15 protein-coding genes and 1 other RNA gene are annotated in these 17289 nt (G+C 70.4%); 4 read left to right on the top strand and 12 right to left on the bottom strand.

Features of this window, described 5'->3' with window-relative positions:
* Positions 1-65 precede the first annotated feature (65 nt).
* The 5 genes from ACGGCP_RS09050 to glnA all read right to left on the bottom strand — a co-directional run bounded on the left by ACGGCP_RS09050 (position 66) and on the right by glnA (position 7590).
* Positions 66-1499, bottom strand: a complete 1434-nt coding sequence (locus ACGGCP_RS09050; RefSeq protein WP_392963600.1) for a glycosyl hydrolase family 18 protein — start codon at positions 1497-1499, stop codon at positions 66-68.
* Between the two features lie 316 nt (positions 1500-1815).
* A complete protein-coding gene (locus ACGGCP_RS09045; RefSeq protein WP_392963227.1) occupies positions 1816-2778 on the bottom strand; it encodes a magnesium and cobalt transport protein CorA in 963 nt (320 codons plus the stop codon).
* Positions 2779-2919: 141 nt separating this feature from the next.
* Positions 2920-5544, bottom strand: coding sequence for a bifunctional [glutamine synthetase] adenylyltransferase/[glutamine synthetase]-adenylyl-L-tyrosine phosphorylase (locus ACGGCP_RS09040; RefSeq protein ID WP_392963226.1), 2625 nt, complete (start codon positions 5542-5544; stop codon positions 2920-2922).
* Complete coding sequence (locus ACGGCP_RS09035) at positions 5537-6220, bottom strand: type 1 glutamine amidotransferase (RefSeq protein ID WP_392963223.1); 684 nt, start codon at positions 6218-6220, stop codon at positions 5537-5539. Before ACGGCP_RS09035 ends, ACGGCP_RS09040 begins: the two co-directional genes overlap by 8 nt.
* 17 nt (positions 6221-6237) lie before the next feature.
* A complete protein-coding gene (glnA, locus tag ACGGCP_RS09030; protein ID WP_392963221.1) occupies positions 6238-7590 on the bottom strand; it encodes a type I glutamate--ammonia ligase in 1353 nt (450 codons plus the stop codon).
* A gap of 107 nt (positions 7591-7697) precedes the next feature.
* Here glnA and ACGGCP_RS09025 point away from each other — a divergent pair, with 107 nt between their 5' ends.
* On the top strand, positions 7698-8402 hold the full coding sequence (locus ACGGCP_RS09025; RefSeq protein WP_392963219.1) for an MOSC domain-containing protein: 705 nt from the start codon (positions 7698-7700) through the stop codon (positions 8400-8402).
* A gap of 79 nt (positions 8403-8481) precedes the next feature.
* Here ACGGCP_RS09025 and ACGGCP_RS09020 read toward each other — a convergent pair whose 3' ends face one another.
* The 4 genes from ACGGCP_RS09020 to ACGGCP_RS09005 all read right to left on the bottom strand — a co-directional run bounded on the left by ACGGCP_RS09020 (position 8482) and on the right by ACGGCP_RS09005 (position 12771).
* Positions 8482-9168: an HAD family hydrolase gene (locus tag ACGGCP_RS09020; RefSeq protein ID WP_392963217.1), complete on the bottom strand. Its 687-nt coding sequence runs from the start codon at positions 9166-9168 to the stop codon at positions 8482-8484.
* A gap of 61 nt (positions 9169-9229) precedes the next feature.
* The gene (panB, locus tag ACGGCP_RS09015) at positions 9230-10084 is read right to left on the bottom strand and encodes a 3-methyl-2-oxobutanoate hydroxymethyltransferase (RefSeq protein WP_392963214.1); all 855 of its coding nucleotides are present in this window, start codon (positions 10082-10084) and stop codon (positions 9230-9232) included.
* A gap of 131 nt (positions 10085-10215) precedes the next feature.
* A complete protein-coding gene (locus tag ACGGCP_RS09010; protein ID WP_392963211.1) occupies positions 10216-11952 on the bottom strand; it encodes an NAD+ synthase in 1737 nt (578 codons plus the stop codon).
* 60 nt (positions 11953-12012) lie between these two features.
* Positions 12013-12771, bottom strand: a complete 759-nt coding sequence (locus ACGGCP_RS09005; protein WP_392963209.1) for a sulfite exporter TauE/SafE family protein — start codon at positions 12769-12771, stop codon at positions 12013-12015.
* 31 nt (positions 12772-12802) lie between these two features.
* Here ACGGCP_RS09005 and rnpB point away from each other — a divergent pair.
* Both rnpB and ACGGCP_RS08995 read left to right on the top strand, forming a co-directional pair.
* Positions 12803-13189: RNase P RNA component class A (rnpB, locus tag ACGGCP_RS09000), an RNA gene on the top strand.
* A 28-nt stretch (positions 13190-13217) separates the two neighbouring features.
* Positions 13218-13976 (top strand): protein phosphatase 2C domain-containing protein, encoded by a 759-nt coding sequence (locus ACGGCP_RS08995; RefSeq protein ID WP_392963207.1) that lies wholly within the window; start codon positions 13218-13220, stop codon positions 13974-13976.
* On the opposite strand, the gene ACGGCP_RS08990 is transcribed toward ACGGCP_RS08995, so the two are convergent.
* The 3 genes from ACGGCP_RS08990 to ACGGCP_RS08980 form a co-directional block, all read right to left on the bottom strand.
* Positions 13973-14473: an NUDIX hydrolase gene (locus ACGGCP_RS08990; protein ID WP_392963597.1), complete on the bottom strand. Its 501-nt coding sequence runs from the start codon at positions 14471-14473 to the stop codon at positions 13973-13975. The genes ACGGCP_RS08995 and ACGGCP_RS08990 overlap by 4 nt on opposite strands.
* A gap of 90 nt (positions 14474-14563) precedes the next feature.
* Entirely contained in the window at positions 14564-15010 is a 447-nt protein-coding gene (locus ACGGCP_RS08985; protein WP_392963205.1) for a cytochrome c oxidase subunit 4, read from the bottom strand.
* Between the two features lie 10 nt (positions 15011-15020).
* A complete protein-coding gene (locus ACGGCP_RS08980; RefSeq protein WP_392963202.1) occupies positions 15021-15941 on the bottom strand; it encodes a cytochrome c oxidase subunit II in 921 nt (306 codons plus the stop codon).
* A gap of 141 nt (positions 15942-16082) precedes the next feature.
* Between ACGGCP_RS08980 and ACGGCP_RS08975 the strand changes: the two genes are divergently transcribed.
* Positions 16083-17198, top strand: coding sequence for a cysteine desulfurase family protein (locus ACGGCP_RS08975; protein ID WP_392963200.1), 1116 nt, complete (start codon positions 16083-16085; stop codon positions 17196-17198).
* Positions 17199-17289: the final 91 nt, after the last annotated feature.

Below are 17289 nucleotides of genomic sequence, written 5' to 3'. Positions count from 1 at the left end.
ACGCAGAGCGGCCGGCGGGACCCGGGGAGGTCCCGCCGACCTTGGGGTGGGTCAGCTCTATGGAGTTAGTTGAGGCCGGCGGCTATGGCGTTGACGAGGTCGCCGTCACTGGTGTCGCCGGACAGCTCCCAGGCGAACGCGCCGCCGAGGCCCTGGCTGTTGGCCCAGGCCGTCTTCGTCGCGATCGTGGCCGGGGTGTCGTAGCTCCACCATTCGCCGTTGCAGTAGGCGTAGGCCGTGCCGCCGACGGTTCCCGTCGCGGGGCACTTGTTCACGAGGACTTTGTAGTCCTCGATCCCGGCCTCGTACGTGCCCGGCGCCGCGCCCGTCGCCGATCCGCCCGGCGCGGACTGGGTGACCCCGGTCCAGCCTCGGCCGTAGTAGCCGAAGCCGAGCAGGAGCTTCTCGGACGGGACGCCGAGCGCCTTGAGCTTCGCGATGGCGGTGGCCCCGTCGAAGCCCGCGATCGGCTGACCGCTGTAGGAGTTGAGCGGCGAGTGGGGGGCGGTCGGCCCGTCCTTGTCCCAGGCGCCGAAGTAGTCGTAGGTCATGACCTGGTAGTAGTCGACGTACTGGGCCGCCGTCCCGTAGCCGCCGAGGTCGATCTTGCCGCCGGAGGTGCCGTCGGCGGTGATCGCGGCGGTCACGAGCTCGTTCCCGAACTTGGTGCGCAGCGCGCTCATGAGGTTCGTGAACGCTTGCGTCCCACTGGAGTCGCAGGTGAGGCCGCAAGCGTTCGGGTACTCCCAGTCGATGTCGATGCCGTCGAACAGCCCGTTCCAGCGGGAGTCGTGCAGCAGGTTGTAGCAGGACTGGGCGAACGCGGCCGGGTTCTGCGCGGCCTGGCCGAAGCCGCCGGAGTACGTCCAGCCCCCGAAGGACCAGACGACCTTGATGTGCGGGTACATCTCCTTCAGCTTCTTGAGCTGGTTGAAGTTGCCGCGCAGGGGCTGGTCCCAGGTGTCGGCGACGCCGTCGACCGCCTGGTCGGCCGTGTAGGCCTTGTCGATGGCCGCGTACGAGTCGTCCAGTGTGCACTGGCCGTTCTTGACGTTGCCGAAGGCGTAGTTGATGTGGGTGATGTCCTCGGCCGAACCGGAGGAGACGATGTTCTTGACGTGGTAGTTGCGTCCGTACACGCCCCACTCGGTGAAGTAGGCCGCGTTGATCTTGCCGCCTCCGCCGGGGTTGCCGGTGGGGGTCTCGGTGGGTTCCCCGGTGGGGGACGTGGTGGCCGTGGGGGTGGTGTCACCGCCGCAGGCGCCCTTGGACTCCCAGACGCCCCATTCGCCGGTGGTGCCGGGGGTCTCGCCCTGGGTCCACCACTTGGCGCGGTACTCCGTGCCGTTGTGGCTGGCGGTGTCGCCGCCGACGTAGACCTTGGAGGACGACCACGCGGGCGAGCACGCGATCGCCGCGGAAGCGGTGAAGGGGTTGGCGACGGTGTAGATCAGCCCGGTCGCCATCACGGCCAGGGCCGCGGTGAGCGCCACGATCATCCGTCTCGTTTTCAGTCGTCTCAATGTTCCTCCCAAAAGTAAAGAGACTTAACTGATAGGTATCTTTATTTTTACGGGAACGTGGAGTGAAGTCAATACATGGCCATCGAAAAATTTCAATAGCCCGGTTGGTCTGAAATGGGAGCGTTCAATTGCGACGCAGAGCGACCATCGCCTCCACACTTTCGTTTTGCGCGGCACCGCTACAGTGGTCTGCGAAGGCAGGCAGGGCCAGAGGGGCGGCACCTTCGCGAAGGCACCCGCGAGTCGGGAGCGGACGCGGCGGCACCGCCCCTCACTCGTCCCGTCCGGAAGCTCAGAGCCAGCCGTTGCGCCGGAAACCTCGGTACAGGAAGACGCACACGAGGGCCATGAGCACCAGCGCGAGCGGATAGCCGACGGTCCAGTGCAGCTCCGGCATGTGGTCGAAGTTCATGCCGTAGACGCCCGCGATGATGGTGGGCGCGATGGCGATCGCGGCCCACGCCGAGATCTTCTTCGTGTCCTCGTTCTGCCACGTGCCGATCTGGCCCTGATGGGCGGTGAGCACGGTCGTCAGCAGGCTCATACACGTCTCGATCGCCGCGTCCACACGCAGCAGGTGCCCGGCGACCGCGCCGAAACCGGGGTGGCGCAACACGTCCGTGCCGCCGTGCCGCTGCTTCAGCGAGCGCGCGAACGGCACGAGCGGGCGCACGGCGTTCTGGAACTCGAGGGTCTCGCGGATGAGGAAGTAGATCTCCTGGTTGCGGTCAACGCGCTCGCCGGAGAAGATCGCGCGTTCGAGTTCGCTCACGTCGTCGGCGAGGTCCTCGACCGCGCCGTCGTACTGCTCGACGATCGCGTCGAACAGCGCGTGCACGACCCCGGGCAGGCCCTCGGCGCGGAACTCGGGCTCGGCGGCGAGGCGCCGGCGGACGGCGGGAACGGGATCGACGACGCCGCGGCGGACAGTGACGAGCGCGCGGCCGTCGGTGTAGAAGGCGAGGTCGCCGGTCTCGACCTGCTGCGTCGCCTCGATGTACCAGACGGTCTTGACGAGGACCAGGACCGCGTCGTCGACCGTCTCGACCTTGGGGCGGCGGTGGACGATCGACACGGGCGCGGTCGCGAAGCGGTCGAGGCCCAAGGCCTCCAAGGCCTCTCCCAGGAGCGCGGGCTCGGGGGCGTCGAGTTCGACCCACACGAACGCGGACTCGGCCGCGGCGGCGCGCAGCTCGGCGGCGTCCCCCCGCCTGTCCTCGGCCCCGCCGGGCCCGATCACGGTGTAGTCGATCATCAGCGCCCCCGGATTCCGGCCCCCAGCGTATAGCCGTCCACAAGCCCCCACCCACCACTAGAGGGGAAAAAACAGTCCGCCGCGATCATGGCCCGCCCCACCGACAGCAACGCCCGCCGAACGGGCCGCGGCGGCCGGAATTCACCCGAACGAGGCCCCGTAGACGATCCGCTGCGCCGCGTCGTGGGCGCGGCGGGTGAGGCGGCGGTAGTGGTTGAGGAACTGCTCGGTGTCCTCGCCGAACCCGAGGGTCTGCGCGAGCGCCGCCAGCTCGGGCCCGGAGCGCGGCAGGTCGTCGCGCGGGACGCCGCGCGCGAGCGTCATGTCGTTGCGCACGCGCGACACGAACTCCCACGCCTCCCGCAGCGCCGCGAGGTCCTCGCCGCTCAGGTACCCCGCCGCCGCGGCGGCCTCCAGCGCGGGCACCGTGCGGGTCGTATGCAGCGCGGCGTCGCCGCCGTGCTCGAGCTGCAGCAGCTGCGCGGTCCACTCGATGTCGACCAGTCCACCGCGCCCGAGCTTGGTGTGGCCGTTGGGATCCGCGCCGCGAGGCAGCCGCTCGGAGTCGACCCGGGCCTTGACGCGCCGGAACTCGATGCGCTCGGCCTCGCTCAACCCGCCGGGCCGGAACCGCACCTTGTCGGCGAACGCGGTCCACGCCTCGCACAGCGCCGCGTCCCCGGCCACCGGCCGCGCCCGCAGCAGCGCCTGGCGCTCCCACAGCCGCGCCCGGTCGGCGTAATAGCGTTGGTACGCAGCGAAACTCGGCGTGATCGGGCCGCCCTTGCCCTCGGGCCGCAGGTCGAGGTCGACCTGCAGCGGCGGGTCGGCTGTCGGGGCCGCGAGGAGCGTGCGCACCGACTCGACGATCCTGGTGGCGGCCTTGCGCCCTGCGTCGCCTTCTCCGGTGTGGATGAACACGACGTCGGCGTCCGAGCCGAAGCCGGTCTCGCGGCCTCCCAAGCGGCCCATGCCGATCACGGCGATCGGCGGCGCGTCCGGGACGTCGCGCGAAGCGATGTGGAGCGCCGATTCGAGCACGGCGTCGGTGAGGTCGGAGAGCGCCAGGCCCACGGCCTGGTCGTCGAGGAGCCCGAGGAGGTCGGCGGCGGCGACGCGGATGAGCTCGCGGCGGCGGATCGCGCGCACCGCGCCGATCGCGGCCGCGGGCTCGGCGTGCCGCGCGGCGGCCTGGCTCATGCCCATCGAGAGCTCCGCGCGCGAGCGCGGCGTCAGGTCGGCGTTGTCCGAGAGGTACCGGAGCGACTGCGGCACGTGGAGCAGCAGACTTGTGAAGTACCGGGACGTGCCGAGGAGCCGGGCGAGCCGCACCGCCGCCGGGCCGCCGTCGCGCAGCAGCCGCAGGTACCAGGGGGTCGAGCCGAGCTTGTCGGAGACCTGCCGGTACGCGAGCAGTCCGCGGTCGGGCTCGGGCGAGTCGGCGAGTTCGTGGAGGACGACCGGCAGCAGCGCCCTCTGCACTGTGGCCGTTCGGGAGACGCCCGAGGTGAGCCGCTTGATGTGGGTCAGCGCGCTCGCGGGGTCGGCGAAGCCGAGCACGGCCAGGCGCGAGGCGGCCTCGGACTCGGTCATGCGCAGCTCGTGCGTGGGCACGCGCGTGACGGCGTCGAGGAGCGGCTTGTAGAGGAGCTTCTCGTGCAGGCGGCGCGCGGTGGCGGCGTGCGCGCGCCAGGCGCCGAGGAACGCCTCGTCGGTCTGGTACCCGAGGGTGCGCGCGAGGTGGTGGAGCGGCTCGCCGCCTTCGGGGACGCGGTGGGTGCGCAGCAGCCGCTGGAGCTGGAGGCGGTGCTCGACCGTGCGCAGGAAGACGTACGTGTCGGCGAGCTCGTCGCCGTCGCGCCGCGACAGGAAGCCCGCGGCCACAAGGACTTCCAGGGCCTCCAGTGTGGACCTGACGCGCAGGCTGTAGTCCCCCCGGCCGTGCACGAGCTGCAGCAGCTGGACCGCGAACTCGATGTCGCGCAGGCCGCCGGGGCCGAGTTTGATCTCGAAGCGGCGCTCGGCGCGCGGCACGGACTCGGCGACCTTGCGGCGCATGTCGCGGATGTCGGCGACGACGCCGGGCCGGTCGGCCGCGCCCCAGATGAACGGCTGCACGGCAGCGAGCCAGTCGAGCCCGAGCTGCAGGTCCCCGGCGGCGGGCCGGGCCTTCAGGAGCGCCTGGAACTCCCAGGTGCGGGCCCAGTCCTTGAGGTACGCCAGGTACGAGTCGACCGAGCGCACGAGCGCGCCGTGGCGGCCCTCGGGCCGCAGGCCCGCGTCCACGGGCCATGTCGCGGGGCCGACGATCTGGATCATGCGGGCGGCCTGGCGGGTGGCCAGGTCGAGGTCGCCTTCGGCGACGAACACGACGTCCACATCGGAGACGTAGTTGAGCTCTTCGGCCCCGGTCTTGCCCATGGCGACGACCGCGAGCCGCGTGTCGCCGGGGATCTCGGCGCGGGCCAGTTCCAGGCCGCGGGCGAGCACCGCGTCCGCCAAGCGGGAGAGGGCGGCCGAGGTGGCGCGCAGGTCCGTCCGGCCGGTGAGGTCGGCCGCGGCGATCCGCAGCAGGTTGGCCTTCCACGCGGCGTTGAGCGTGAACGCGCCCGCCTCGCGCAGGCGCGCGAGCCCGGCGTCCTCGTCCTCGGTGAGCGCGGCCTCGGTCTCGGGGTGGGCGCGCAGGAAGTCGCCCAGCGCGTTGCTGGCCTCGACGACCGCCTGGCGGGCCTCGTCGGTCTCGGTGCGCTTCTCCGGTTCAGGCATCGAGGACCGGCAGCGCCTTCCGCTCGCCCGCGGCGACGCGCGCGAACCGCTGGATGATCGGCTTCCAGGTGTGGACGATGTGCTCGTCGACCTCGGCGGCCTTGGCGAGCGCGGCGTCGTCGAACGCGCCGAATCCGGCGAGCTGCTCGGGCGTGAACTCGAAGTGGGACTGGACGCCCCAGGCGGTGTCGCGGATGCGGAAGATCTCAAGGGCGCCTTGCGGAGAGGCGGCGAGGAGCGTCGCCTCGGGCGGGAGTTCGACGAGTTCCTGCCTGCGCCAGCGGATGACGTCGATCGTCATGGGCGCGGGGCCGAAGATGAGGTCGCGTCCGGCGGCGTCGCGCTTGGCGAGCATCCGGGGCCCGAAGGGCTCGTCGCGGTCCTCGACGACGCCGCCGAACGCGGCGGCGAGCATCCGGGAGGAGGAGCAGATCGCGAGCACGGGGGTGGTGTCGGCGACGGCGGTCTCCATGAGCCCGGTGAGGTCGTCGCTCCAGTCCTTGCCGCGCCCGCCCCCGAGGGCGATGAGGGCGTCGTGCCCTCCGGCGGAGTTCGGTACGGCCTCACCGAGGTGGGGCCGTACCGTGTCGAGTTCCATTCCGGCTTCGGCGAGCCATGCGGCGGCCCGTCCGAGCCCTTGCGCGGGGTCGTTCTCAATGACGAGAGCAGTGGTCACTCCCCCATGCTAATCCGTCAGAGGTTGATGTACCGCTTGCGTTCGAAGGGCGTCACGAACGTGCGGTAGTCCTCCCATTCCTGGCGCTTGTTCTTCAGGAAGTAGTCGAAGACGTGCTCGCCGAGGACTTCGGCGACGAGGTCGGAGGACTCCATCTTGTCGAGCGCTTCGGAGAGGTTCGCCGGGAGCGGCTGGTAGCCGGCGGCGACGCGCTCCTTGTTGGTGAGCGCCGAGACGTCGTCCTCGGTGCCCGGGGGCAGCTCGTAGCCTTCTTCGATGCCCTTGAGGCCGGCGCCGAGGAGCACGGCGTAGGCGAGGTACGGGTTGGTCGCGGAGTCGAGCGAGCGGATCTCGACGCGGGCCGAGTTGGGCTTGCCGTAGGCCGGGACGCGGACGAGCGCGGAGCGGTTGGCCTTGCCCCAGGAGACGTACGAGGGCGCCTCGGAGATCTGGCCGGGCTGCGGGCTCGTGAAGAGGCGCTTGTAGGAGTTGACCCACTGGTTGGTGATCGCGGTGAACTCGGGCGCGTGGCGCAGGAGCCCGGCGATGAAGGCCTTCGCGGTCTTGGAGAGGCGCTGCTCGTCGCCCGGGTCGTGGAAGGCGTTGTCCTCGCCTTCGAAGAGCGAGAGGTGGCTGTGCATGCCGGAGCCGGGCTGCGTGTTGTACGGCTTGGGCATGAAGGAGGCGGTGACGCCGGAGGTGAGCGCGACCTCCTTGATGGTGTGCCGGAACGTCATGATGTTGTCGGCGGTGGTGAGCGCGTCGGCGTAGCGGAGGTCGATCTCCTGCTGGCCGGGGGCAACCTCGTGGTGGGAGAACTCGACGGAGATGCCGATGCGCTCGAGGGCGAGGATCGCCTGGCGGCGGAAGTCGCGGGCCACGGAGTGGGTGGTGTGGTCGAAGTAGCCGCCGTCGTCGACGGGCTCGGGCTTCTCGCCGGTCTCCGGGAAGATGTCCTTGAACAGGAAGAACTCGATCTCGGGGTGCACGTAGAACGTGAACCCGCGGTCGGCGGCCTTGGAGAGGGCGCGGCGCAGCACGTGGCGCGGGTCGGCCCAGGAGGGCGCGCCCTCGGGGGTGAGGATGTCGCAGAACATGCGGGCGGACTCGCCGATGCCGCGGCCCTCGAACGGGAACACCTGGAACGTGGTGGGGTCGGGCATGGCGACCATGTCCGACTCGTAGACGCGCGCGAAGCCCTCGATGGCGGAGCCGTCGAAGCCGATGCCCTCGTCGAACGCGGATTCGAGCTCGGCGGGCGCGACGCTCACGGACTTGAGCGTGCCGAGGACGTCCGTGAACCAGAGCCGCACGAAGCGGATGTCGCGTTCTTCGAGCGTGCGAAGCACGAACTCCTTCTGGCGTTCCATGGTGTGTCCTCCTAGGTCCTGGGGCCGCAATTGTCTCACCTGTTTATGTCATGAACGTTAACCCAGGCAGATGGACGTTAAAACGTGAGATAGGTACCTTGGTGAGCATGTTCGCAGGCGATATCAAAGAGTTGTGGCGGTACCCGGTGAAGGGGCTGCGGGGCGAGTCGCTGCGGTCCGCGGTGATCGATTTCGACGGGCTGGCCGGGGACCGCACGTTCGGGCTGTTCGAGCCGGGCTCGGACAAGTCGGTGTGGGGCGGCAGCCACCCGAAGATGATGGGCTGGGAAGCGGCGTGGCCCGCGCAGTGCGGGTGCGCCGACGCGGTGTCGGGCGAGCCGGTGCTGTACGAGCCGGGCGGGGCGGCGTGGAGCGCGGCCGAGTCCGGCGTCGAGGCGCGGCTGGCCGAGACGATCGGCGCCGAGAAGGGCGTGGAGATCCGGAAGGTCAAGCGCGAGTACGGGCGCATCCTCGTGGTGTTCGCGGCGAGCGTGCGGCGGCTGAGCGAGCAGCTGGGCCGCGAGGTCGAGGCGTCCCGCTTCCGTCCGAACGTGGTCGTGGACGCGGACCTCGCGCCGTACGCGGAGTACGAGCTCGAGCGCGGCTCCCAGATCCGCCTGGGCGACAACGAGTTCACGCTGCAGAAGCCGTGCGAGCGGTGCGTGCTCCCCAGTTGGGAGCCGAACGGCGCGAACGAGCGCGACATGGAGCTGCACAAGTTCATCATCAAGGAGCTCGACAACCACTTCGGGATCTACCTGCGGGTGAGCGACCCGGTGAAGGTCGAGGTCGGCGACCCGATCGCGGGCTGAAACGAAGGACGCCCTGAGCCGGGGATCGGTCGGCTCAGGGCGCATCACCAGCATAAAGCGTGGGTGCGACAAGCTGGGTTCACGCGGATCGTTCGGTCACCCAGCGGTGGATGAACGGGTAGAGCTCCTCAAGGGAGGCCGCGGAGGCGGTGGCGCGCGGCCAGGGCCGCCCGTAGTGGTCGATGTACGCGGTCGCGCAGCCGCGGTCGGCGGCGGGCGCGAGGTCGTTGCGCGGGATGTCGCCGATGCTCAGCAGGGCCTGGGCGGGGCGCTCCTCCAGCAGCTCGTCGAGGATCGAGTCCATGCTCTCGGGCTTGCCCGCGTCGCCGATCACGTGGTCGAACAGGCCGTCCAGCCCGAGGCGTTCGAGCGACGGCTCGAGGCTCGACGCGGGGGCGTTGGTCGCGAGCGCCACTTCGATGCCGCGCGGCAGGCTCCAGACGAACTCCTGGAAGCCCTTCGGGGCCCAGATGTCGAACCGGCCCTCGGCCATCAGCTTGCGCGTCTCGGCGTACGCGTCGGCGCGGAGGCCGTCGTTGACGCCGAACTCGCCCGCGAGGCGGCGCACCGCGTTGTCGGCGTCGTAGGCGTCGAAAGTGGAGGCGGTCGTGGGCTTGCCCGCCACGAACGCGGCGTGCGCGGTCAGGAAGGCGCGCTCGTCCTCGGCGTCGAGGTGGGAGGCCACGAGACGGGCGTAATGGGTCGCGTGCTCGGTGCCGAGCCGCACGGTGCCGTCGTAGTCGAACAGCAGGATCGCGTCGTTCACGTACGGAGACGCTACGCGAAAGGCCGCCTCGCCCACAGGGCAAGGCGACCAGTCTCACGGGCTATTCGAAGCTGTGGGCCTTGGTGGGGAACTCCCCGGCCCGCACTTCGTCGGCGAACGCCCGCGCGGCGTCCTGGAGGACGTCGGCGACCTCGGCGTAGCGCTTGACGAACCGCTGCGGGCGGCCGCGGCGGAGCCCGGCCATGTCCTGCCAGACGAGGACCTGCGCGTCCGTGTCCGGCCCGGCCCCGATGCCCACGGTCGGGATCGGGAGCTGCTTGGTGATCTCGGCCGCGACGGACGCGGTGACCATCTCCAGGACCACGGCGAACGCCCCGGCCTCGGCTACGGCGTGCGCGTCGGCCTCGACCTCCGCGGCCTGGGCGTCGCGGCCCTGGACCCGGTAGCCGCCGACCGCGTGCTCGCTCTGCGGCGTGAACCCGATGTGGCCCATCACGGGGATGCCCGCGTTCACCAGGGCCCGGATCTGCTCGGCCATGCGGCGGCCGCCTTCGAGTTTGACCGCGTGCGCCCCGGCCTTCATGAACCGGACGGCGGTCTCCAGCGCCTGCGCCGGACCGGCCTCATAGGACCCGAACGGCATGTCCGCGATCACGAGCGTCCGCTCGGTCGAGCGGGCCACGGCCGCGACCAGCGGCACGAGCTCGTCGACCGAGACCTGCAGGGTCGTCTCGTAGCCGTAGACGTTGTTGGCGGCCGAGTCGCCGACGAGCAGCGCCGGGATGCCGGCCTCGTCGAACAGCGCGGCCGTGTACATGTCGTAGGAGGTCAGCATCGCCCACTTCTCGCCGCGCTCCTTGGCTTCGATGAGGTGGCGCGTGCGGACGCGCTTGACGTTCTTGCCCGGCCCGTACAGGCTCGGGATCTCGTCGGGGGAACTTGATGAAGACGTCATCGTCGGTGCTCCAGAATCTCCTCGTGGCCGGCCTCGCCGGTCCCCGGGCATTACTGATCCAAGCTAACGCTCATCGATGTCCGTGTCATCCGGCGAAGCGCTTGCTGTGACAAATCACCCCGCCGGACGCCCTACTTCCCGCGGAAGTGGTTGGTGATCGGCAGCCTGCGGTCGCGGCCGAACGACTTCACGGTGATCTTCGTGCCCGGCGCGGACTGGCGGCGCTTGTACTCCGCGCGGTCCACCAGCCCGGCGATGCGCTCCACGACATCGGCCGGGTAGCCCTGCTCGACCAGGTCCTCGCGCCCGGCGTCGCCGTCGACGTAGCCGACGAGGATGCCGTCGAGCACCGCGTAGTCCGGCAGCGAGTCGGAGTCGAGCTGGTCGGGCCGCAGCTCCGCGCTCGGCGGCTTCAGGATGATGTTCTCGGGGATCGGCTCGGTCTCGCCGAGGCTGCGGGCCTTCTCGTTGCGCCAGTTCGCGAGCTCGTAGACGAGGGTCTTGAGCACGTCCTTGATCGGCGCGAAGCCGCCGCACGAGTCGCCGTACAGCGTCGAGTAGCCCACGGCGTACTCGCTCTTGTTCCCGGCCGCGAGCACCAGGTGCCCGTGCTGGTTCGACAGGGACATCCAGATGACGCCGCGCACGCGGGCCTGCAGGTTCTCCAGGGCCAGGCCGGAGACGGCGATCTCGGAGAGGTACGCGTCGACGATCGGCTGGATCGGCTCCACCACGTGGTGCAGGCCGCAGCGCTGCGCGAGGTCGGCGGCGTCGTCGAGCGAGTGCTGCGAGGAGTACTGGCTCGGGTTCGCGACGGTGTAGACGCGGTCGCCGCCGAGCGCGTCCCTGGCCAGGACGGCCGTGACCGCCGAGTCGATGCCGCCCGAGAGGCCCAGGAGCACCGACGGGAAGCCGTTCTTGCTCACGTAGTCGTGCAGGCCGAGGCGCAGCGCCGACCAGACCTCCTCGAGGCGGTCGAGGTCGGGCGCGAACGACGGCTCGATGCGCCGTTCGACCGCGGCGGGCGCCTCCGAGAGGACGTGCAGCGACGCGCTCATCAACGTCGAGGTGTGGTTCGCGATGTCATTGCCCGCGGCGGGGCACTCGACATCGGTGATCAGGAGCTCCGAGGCGAAGCGGTGGGCGCTGGAGAGGATCTTGCCCTTCGCATCGGCGATGAAGCTGCCGCCGTCGAAGACGATCTCGTCCTGGCCGCCGACCACGTTGAGGTAGGCGACCGGCGCGCCGACCTGCGCCGCGCGCTCGCGCACGAGGGCGATGCGCCGCTCGTGCTTGCCCTGCTCGTACGGGGAGGCGTTGATGTTGACGACGAAACCGGCGCCCGCCTCGGCCGCCGCCGTGAAGGGCACGCCCTCGTCCCACATGTCGTGGCAGATCGTGAACGCGACGTCGACGCCGCCGATGCGCGCGAGGTGCAGTTCGTGGCCCTCGACGAAGTAGCGGTCCTCGTCGAAGACCCCGTAGTTAGGAAGTTGACGCTTGTAGTAGCGGAACAGGACCTTGCCGTCCTGAAGCAGCGCCATCGCATTGCGGATGCCGTGCCCGCTGGTCGAGCCCATGGGTCCGTCGGCGTCCAGGAATCCGACGGCGACGGGCAGCGATCCGTTCCCGTCTTCGGCGATCTCCTCGGCGAGGCGGACGAGTCGGTCGCGGCTGGCCTCCACGAAGGAGTGGCGCAGCGCGAGGTCCTCGACCGGGTAGCCGGTGAGGGACTGCTCGCCGGTCGCGAGCAGGTGCGCCCCGGCGGCCGTGGCGGCGGAGGCGGCCCGGCGGACGAGGTCGGCGTTGTGGTCGAGGTCGCCCACGATGGGGTTGTCCTGGGCGAGTGCGATTCGGAGCGTCGGCATGAGCCTATTCTTCCGCGCCCGCACGGCCTTCGTCACCGGAGTTCCGGGAAGTGGTCTGGATCAGAGCGAGCGGGCCAGCAGCACGCCGGAGAGCACGAGGCCGTAGACGACGATCGCGATCCGAAGCGGCCGTTCGGGGATCCGCTGGAAGACCCTCGCGCCGATGTACCCGCCGATGAACGTCGCGGGCACGAGCACGCCGATCGCCCACCATGCGACGTCGGCCCAGATGCCGTACATGACGCTCGTGACCACGCCGACGAGCATGGTGCAGAAGTTCTTGAGCGCGCCGACGCGGCCGAGCGTCTCCGAGACGCCCATCGCGATCACGGCCATGAGGATGAGGCCGAGCGCGGCGTTGAAGTAGGAGCCGTAGAGGCACCCGGCGAACACGCCGATGTGGAGGACCACCGGGTGCAGGGCGCGGCCGCCGTTGAGCTTGGTGACCTTCCGGTTCACCCACGGTCCGACCGCCATGAGCAGGGTCGCCGCGAGCACCAGGAACGGCACGATCGCCTCGAACACCGAGTGCGGGGTGTTCAGGAGCAGCAGCGCGCCGCAGACCGACGCGGCGAGCGCGGTCGGGATGAGGCCGAGGGCCCGGCGCTTCTGGCCGCGCAGGTTCTCGCGGGAGCCGACCGCTGCGGCGGCGTAGGCGGGCGCGACGGCGATGCCGTTGGTGGCGTTCGCCTGCAGCGGGGGCACGCCGACCGCCATCAGCGTCGGGTAGGTGATGAGCGAGCCGCCTCCGGCCACGGCGTTGAGGCCGCCGCCGACGAGGCCGGCGAGCAGCAGAGCGGAGACCTGGAGCAGATTCATGGCTCCGGCAGCGTACGCTTGACCGCTGGAACGAGTCGGCCAGGCGGTCGCGGCGGATGCGGGAGACCACATCCGGCGAGGAACGTCCGGGCTCCACAGGGCAGGGTGGTTGCTAACGGCAACCCGGGGCGACCCGCGGGACAGTGCCACAGAAAACAGACCGCCGGCTTCGGCCGGTAAGGGTGAAACGGTGGTGTAAGAGACCACCAGCGCCGCCGGTGACGGCGGCGGCTCGGTAAACCCCACCCGGAGCAAGGTCAAGATGGCGCCGTGAGGCGCTGCGTGAAGGTTCGAGGGCGGCCCGCCCGAACCCGGAAGGGTGCCTTTCACGGGTAGACCGCTCGAGCGCGCCAGCGATGGCGCGCCTAGATGGATGGCCGCTCAATGACAGAACCCGGCGTATCGGTCGACTCGTTCCCCTGGTCTCGCAGTGAGGATCCCCCGTTTTGATCGAGGTCATGGCGGCGTCGCGCCCTGGTGGGGCGGCGCCGAACGAGGATTTCCATCTGGTCGGCGACGATTGGGCGCTGGTGCTGGACGGCATCACGCGGTATCCCGACGACGGCTGCGTCCATGATGTGCCCTGGTACGTGCGGCTGCTGGGGGCCGCGATCGCGGTGCGGATCGGCGAGGCGGAGCTGAAGGCGGTGCTCGCTGAGGCGATCGAGGCGGTGAACTCGCTGCACGCCCACTCGTGCGATCTGCGGAATCCGGTGACGCCCGGCGCGACCGCGGCCGTCGTGCGGCGCGTCGGGGACGAGGTCGAGTGGCTGGTGCTCGGGGACTGCGCGGTCGTGGTCCGGGACCGGGACGGCGGGGTCGAGGCGGTGTCGGACGGCAGGCTGGCCGGGCTCGCGGGTGTGCCCGCGGTGGATGTGGCCGGGGTGCGGCGGTGGCCGGTCGAGTACGTCGCGGGCGTGCGGAACCGCGAGGGCGGCTACTGGGTCGCGGCGGCCGATCCGGAGGCCGCGGGGCGGGCGCTCACGGGTTCGCGGCCGATCGGGGAGGTCGGCGACGTGCTGCTGTGCACGGACGGGCTGACACGGCTGGTCGAGCGGTACGGGTACGAGTGGCCCGAGTTGTTCGCGTCGGGCGTGGAGGACCTCATCGGTCTCGTGCGAGAGCTGGAGACGGACGACACGCGGTTCCGCGAGCACGCGAAGCGGCACGACGACGCCACCGCGGTGCGGCTGCGCTGGGCTTAGGCGAGCGGCCCGAGTTGGTAGTGGGCCAGGAGCTTCGCGGTGGCGCGGGTCATCTCGGGGAGGTCGTCGACGGGGTGCCAGCCGGCGTCCCAGACTTCGTGGCCGTCGACGAGGATCTGCGTGGTCTCGGGGTCGCGTTCGAGGTGGAAGACGTTGTCGACCCAGCGTCCTGAGGTGTGGACGACCGCGCACGGGTTGGCCGGGATCAGCTCGTCGAGGTCGGCTTCGATGCCGGTCTCCTCGGCGAGTTCGCGGCGGGCGCCTTCGATCGGCTGCTCGCGGCGGTTGAGGAGGCCCGCGGGGAGGGTCCAGCGCTTCCCGGGGGGCTGGCGCAGCATGAGGAGTCGTTCGCGGCCGGAGTCCATGACGAGGACGACGGAGCCGAGCGTGTAGGTCGGCGTGGCGATCCGGACGATCCGGCGGCGCATCACGGGCGGCAGGTTGTAGAACACCACTCCGGCCAGGCGCCGCAGCAGCGGCGCCTTCCGGCGCTGCACAGAGGGAGTCACCGCCACACCCTAACCTTTCCCACTGGGACAACGGGAAAGGCCCGGAGCGGGCAGCTCCGGGCCTTCCAACGGGTATCGCTACTGCGGGCCGAGCTTGCGGGTGCCCGTGTAGTACTCGAAGGTCAGGCCGCCGACGGCGAAGAGGATCGCGACGCCGCCCGCGAACATCATCCACGGGAGCCAGAACACGACGCCCAGACCGGCGAACACGGCGGTGAACGCCAGGCCCAGCGGCCAGTAGGAGCCGGGGCTGAAGAAGCCGACCTCGCCCGAGACGTCGGAGATCTCGCCGTCGGGGCGGTCCTCCGGGCGCGGGTCGATGCGGCGGGAGATCACCCAGAACACCAGCCACACCATGCCGGTGAGCAGGCCCGAGAAGATCAGCGCGATCGTGCCGACCCACTCGACCTCGTTCGGGACGCCGTAGGCCGGGTTCTCGTTGATCCAGGTGACGTACCCGTAGATGGCCGCGAAGATGAACATCGAGACCATGACGATGAAGAAAAGCTTGTTCTCGGTCTTCATTGCTGCTCCCCTAGCTCGCTTCGCCAGTGGCCTGGTCGGTGTCGAACGGGTGGGTCGTGGTCGCGTACGGCGGCTGGCCGATGAGCTCCAGCGCCTCCGGGGTCGACATGCCCTCGACGCGGGCGTTCACGAAGGTCTCGTAGTCCTCCGGGGAGACGACGCGCATCTCGAAGTTCATGAAGGCGTGGTAGGCGCCGCAGAGCTCGGCGCAGCGGCCGACGAAGGTGCCCTCAGACTTGAAGTCGACCTCCCAGCGGGTGGTCTGCGCGTCCGAGCCCGGGATGAGGTCGCGCTTGAAGAGCAGGTCCGGGACCCAGAAGGAGTGGATGACGTCCTCGGCGGTGCCGACGAAGCGCACGTCCTGCTGGTTGGGGACCACGATGATCGGGATGTAGTCCGAGTCGCCGGTCTCGGTGACGGGCTGGCCGTCGGCGCCGAGCAGCGGCTCGCACTCCTCGTCGGAGTACGTGAACTGCCAGTTCCACTTGAACGCGGTGACGTTCGTGCAGTTCTTGGGCTCGTCGCTCATCTCGGTGACGTTGTCCTGCACGATGACCGTGTAGTAGAACAGGATGCCGATGAGCACGAACGGCAGCGCCGTGAAGGTGAGCTCGGCCGGCAGGTTGTACTTGGTCTGGCGGGGCAGCTCGGTGTCGCTGTCCTTCTTCTTGTAGGCGGCGATGCACCAGAAGGTCAGCCCCCACACGATGACGCCGACCGCGAGCGCGGCGACCGTGGAGCCGATCCACAGGTCGAACATCTGCTCGGACTGGGTCGTGGGGCGCGTGCGCGGCCAGCCCAGGTAGAACGCGTCGTCAAGGCTGCACCCCGCGAGCACGATCGGGAGCAGCGCGGCGATCCCGGTGAGACCTATCGCGCGGCGGGCTCGGCCGCGACGTTCTCGGGACGGTTTTCCGACCACCTGTCTCATGCCTTTCTCAGCGCTCGGCTCCGCGTCCGCCGCCGGGCGGGCGGCAAGGCGCAGATCTTGACGGCAAGAGCCTACTGCTTGGCCCGGGCCCGGAAGTGCAAGGGGTTGGGTTCGCGCCGGGATGTCTTCTACATTTGACTTGTGACCGACACGTACTTCGACGGCGCGACCGCGCAGCCGCCCCATCCGGCGGCCCGCGACGCCTATGCTGCGGCTTTGTCGGAGGGCTGGGCGGGCCCCGGCCGACTGTACACATTGGGCCGGAGGTCGCGGATGCTCCTGGAGGCGGCCCGCCAGTCGGCGGCCGCGTCCCTGGGCGTGAGCCCTGATGAGGTCACTTTCACATCGCGCGGGACACAGGCCGTGCACGCGGGCGTACTCGGCGTCATCGCGGCCCGGAGCGAGCCGGGGCCGCTCGTGCACAGCGCCGTGGAGCACTCGTCGGTGCTGCACGCGGCCCAGTGGCACGAGCGTGCGGGAGGGACGGCCGTGTCGGTCCCGGTCGACCGGCTCGGGCGCGTCGACGCCGATCCGCTCGCGGGGGTCGAGGACGCCTCGGTGCTCGTCGTGCAGAGCGCGAACCACGAGGTGGGGACCCGGCAGCCGGTCGCTCAGATCGCGTCGAACGCGGGGGGCGTGCCGCTGGTGTGCGACGCGGCGGCGAGCCTGCCGTGGGAGCCGGTGCCCGAGGGGTGGTCGGTGCTCGCGGCCAGCGCCCGGAAGTGGGGCGGGCTCGCGGGCGCGGGGATCCTCGTGGTGCGCAAGGGGACGCGTTGGCGCAATCCGTTCCCGGGTGAGGACTCCTCTATCCGGGAGGCGATCGGCGAGGTCGACGTCCCGGCGGCGGTGGCTGCGGCGGCGTCGCTGCGGGCGGTCGTCGCCGAGCGGGAGGAGCTGTCGAAGCGGGTGCGGGCGATGACGGAGCGGATCCGGGAGCACATCGCGGAGACGGTCCCGGAGGTGGAGCTGCCGGGCGATCCGGTGGACCGGCTGCCGCACATCGTCACGTTCTCGTGCCTCGGCGTCGACGGCGAGGTGCTGCTGACGGAGTTGAACCGGGCGGGGTTCGCGGTGTCGTCGGGTTCGGCGTGCGCTTCGACGCGGCTGCGGCCTTCGCATGTGCTGCAGGCGATGGGGGTGCTCAGCCACGGGAACGTGCGGGTGTCGCTGCACCGGGAGACCACCGAGGACGAGGTGGACCGGTTCCTGGAGGTGCTGCCGGGCATCGTGGAGGGCATCCGGCGGCTGTCGCGTTAGACGAGCGTCAAGTCCTGCGCGCCTTGGGTTTCGGCGCGGTTCGGACTTTGGTCCTAAGACGATCGGGATCACGGGGCGACCCGTGCCGAGT

Source organism: Glycomyces sp. NPDC048151, assembly GCF_043202775.1.
In the GTDB taxonomy this organism is placed as follows: domain Bacteria; phylum Actinomycetota; class Actinomycetes; order Mycobacteriales; family Micromonosporaceae; genus Glycomyces.
The sequence above is the reverse complement of the archived record's forward strand: the minus strand, read 5'-3'. Positions and strand labels throughout refer to the sequence as shown.

Bases quoted from the DNA above. Each gene is read 5' to 3' on its own strand.
- ACGGCP_RS09050 (WP_392963600.1), bottom strand. From the start codon at position 1,499: ATGATCGTGGCGCTCACCGCGGCCCTGGCCGTGATGGCGACCGGGCTG.
- ACGGCP_RS09045 (WP_392963227.1), bottom strand. From the start codon at position 2,778: ATGATCGACTACACCGTGATCGGGCCCGGCGGGGCCGAGGACAGGCGG.
- ACGGCP_RS09040 (WP_392963226.1), bottom strand. From the start codon at position 5,544: ATGCCTGAACCGGAGAAGCGCACCGAGACCGACGAGGCCCGCCAGGCG.
- glnA (WP_392963221.1), bottom strand. From the start codon at position 7,590: ATGGAACGCCAGAAGGAGTTCGTGCTTCGCACGCTCGAAGAACGCGAC.
- ACGGCP_RS09025 (WP_392963219.1), top strand. From the start codon at position 7,698: ATGTTCGCAGGCGATATCAAAGAGTTGTGGCGGTACCCGGTGAAGGGG.
- panB (WP_392963214.1), bottom strand. From the start codon at position 10,084: ATGACGTCTTCATCAAGTTCCCCCGACGAGATCCCGAGCCTGTACGGG.
- ACGGCP_RS09010 (WP_392963211.1), bottom strand. From the start codon at position 11,952: ATGCCGACGCTCCGAATCGCACTCGCCCAGGACAACCCCATCGTGGGC.
- ACGGCP_RS09005 (WP_392963209.1), bottom strand. From the start codon at position 12,771: ATGAATCTGCTCCAGGTCTCCGCTCTGCTGCTCGCCGGCCTCGTCGGC.
- ACGGCP_RS08985 (WP_392963205.1), bottom strand. From the start codon at position 15,010: ATGAAGACCGAGAACAAGCTTTTCTTCATCGTCATGGTCTCGATGTTC.
- ACGGCP_RS08980 (WP_392963202.1), bottom strand. From the start codon at position 15,941: ATGAGACAGGTGGTCGGAAAACCGTCCCGAGAACGTCGCGGCCGAGCC.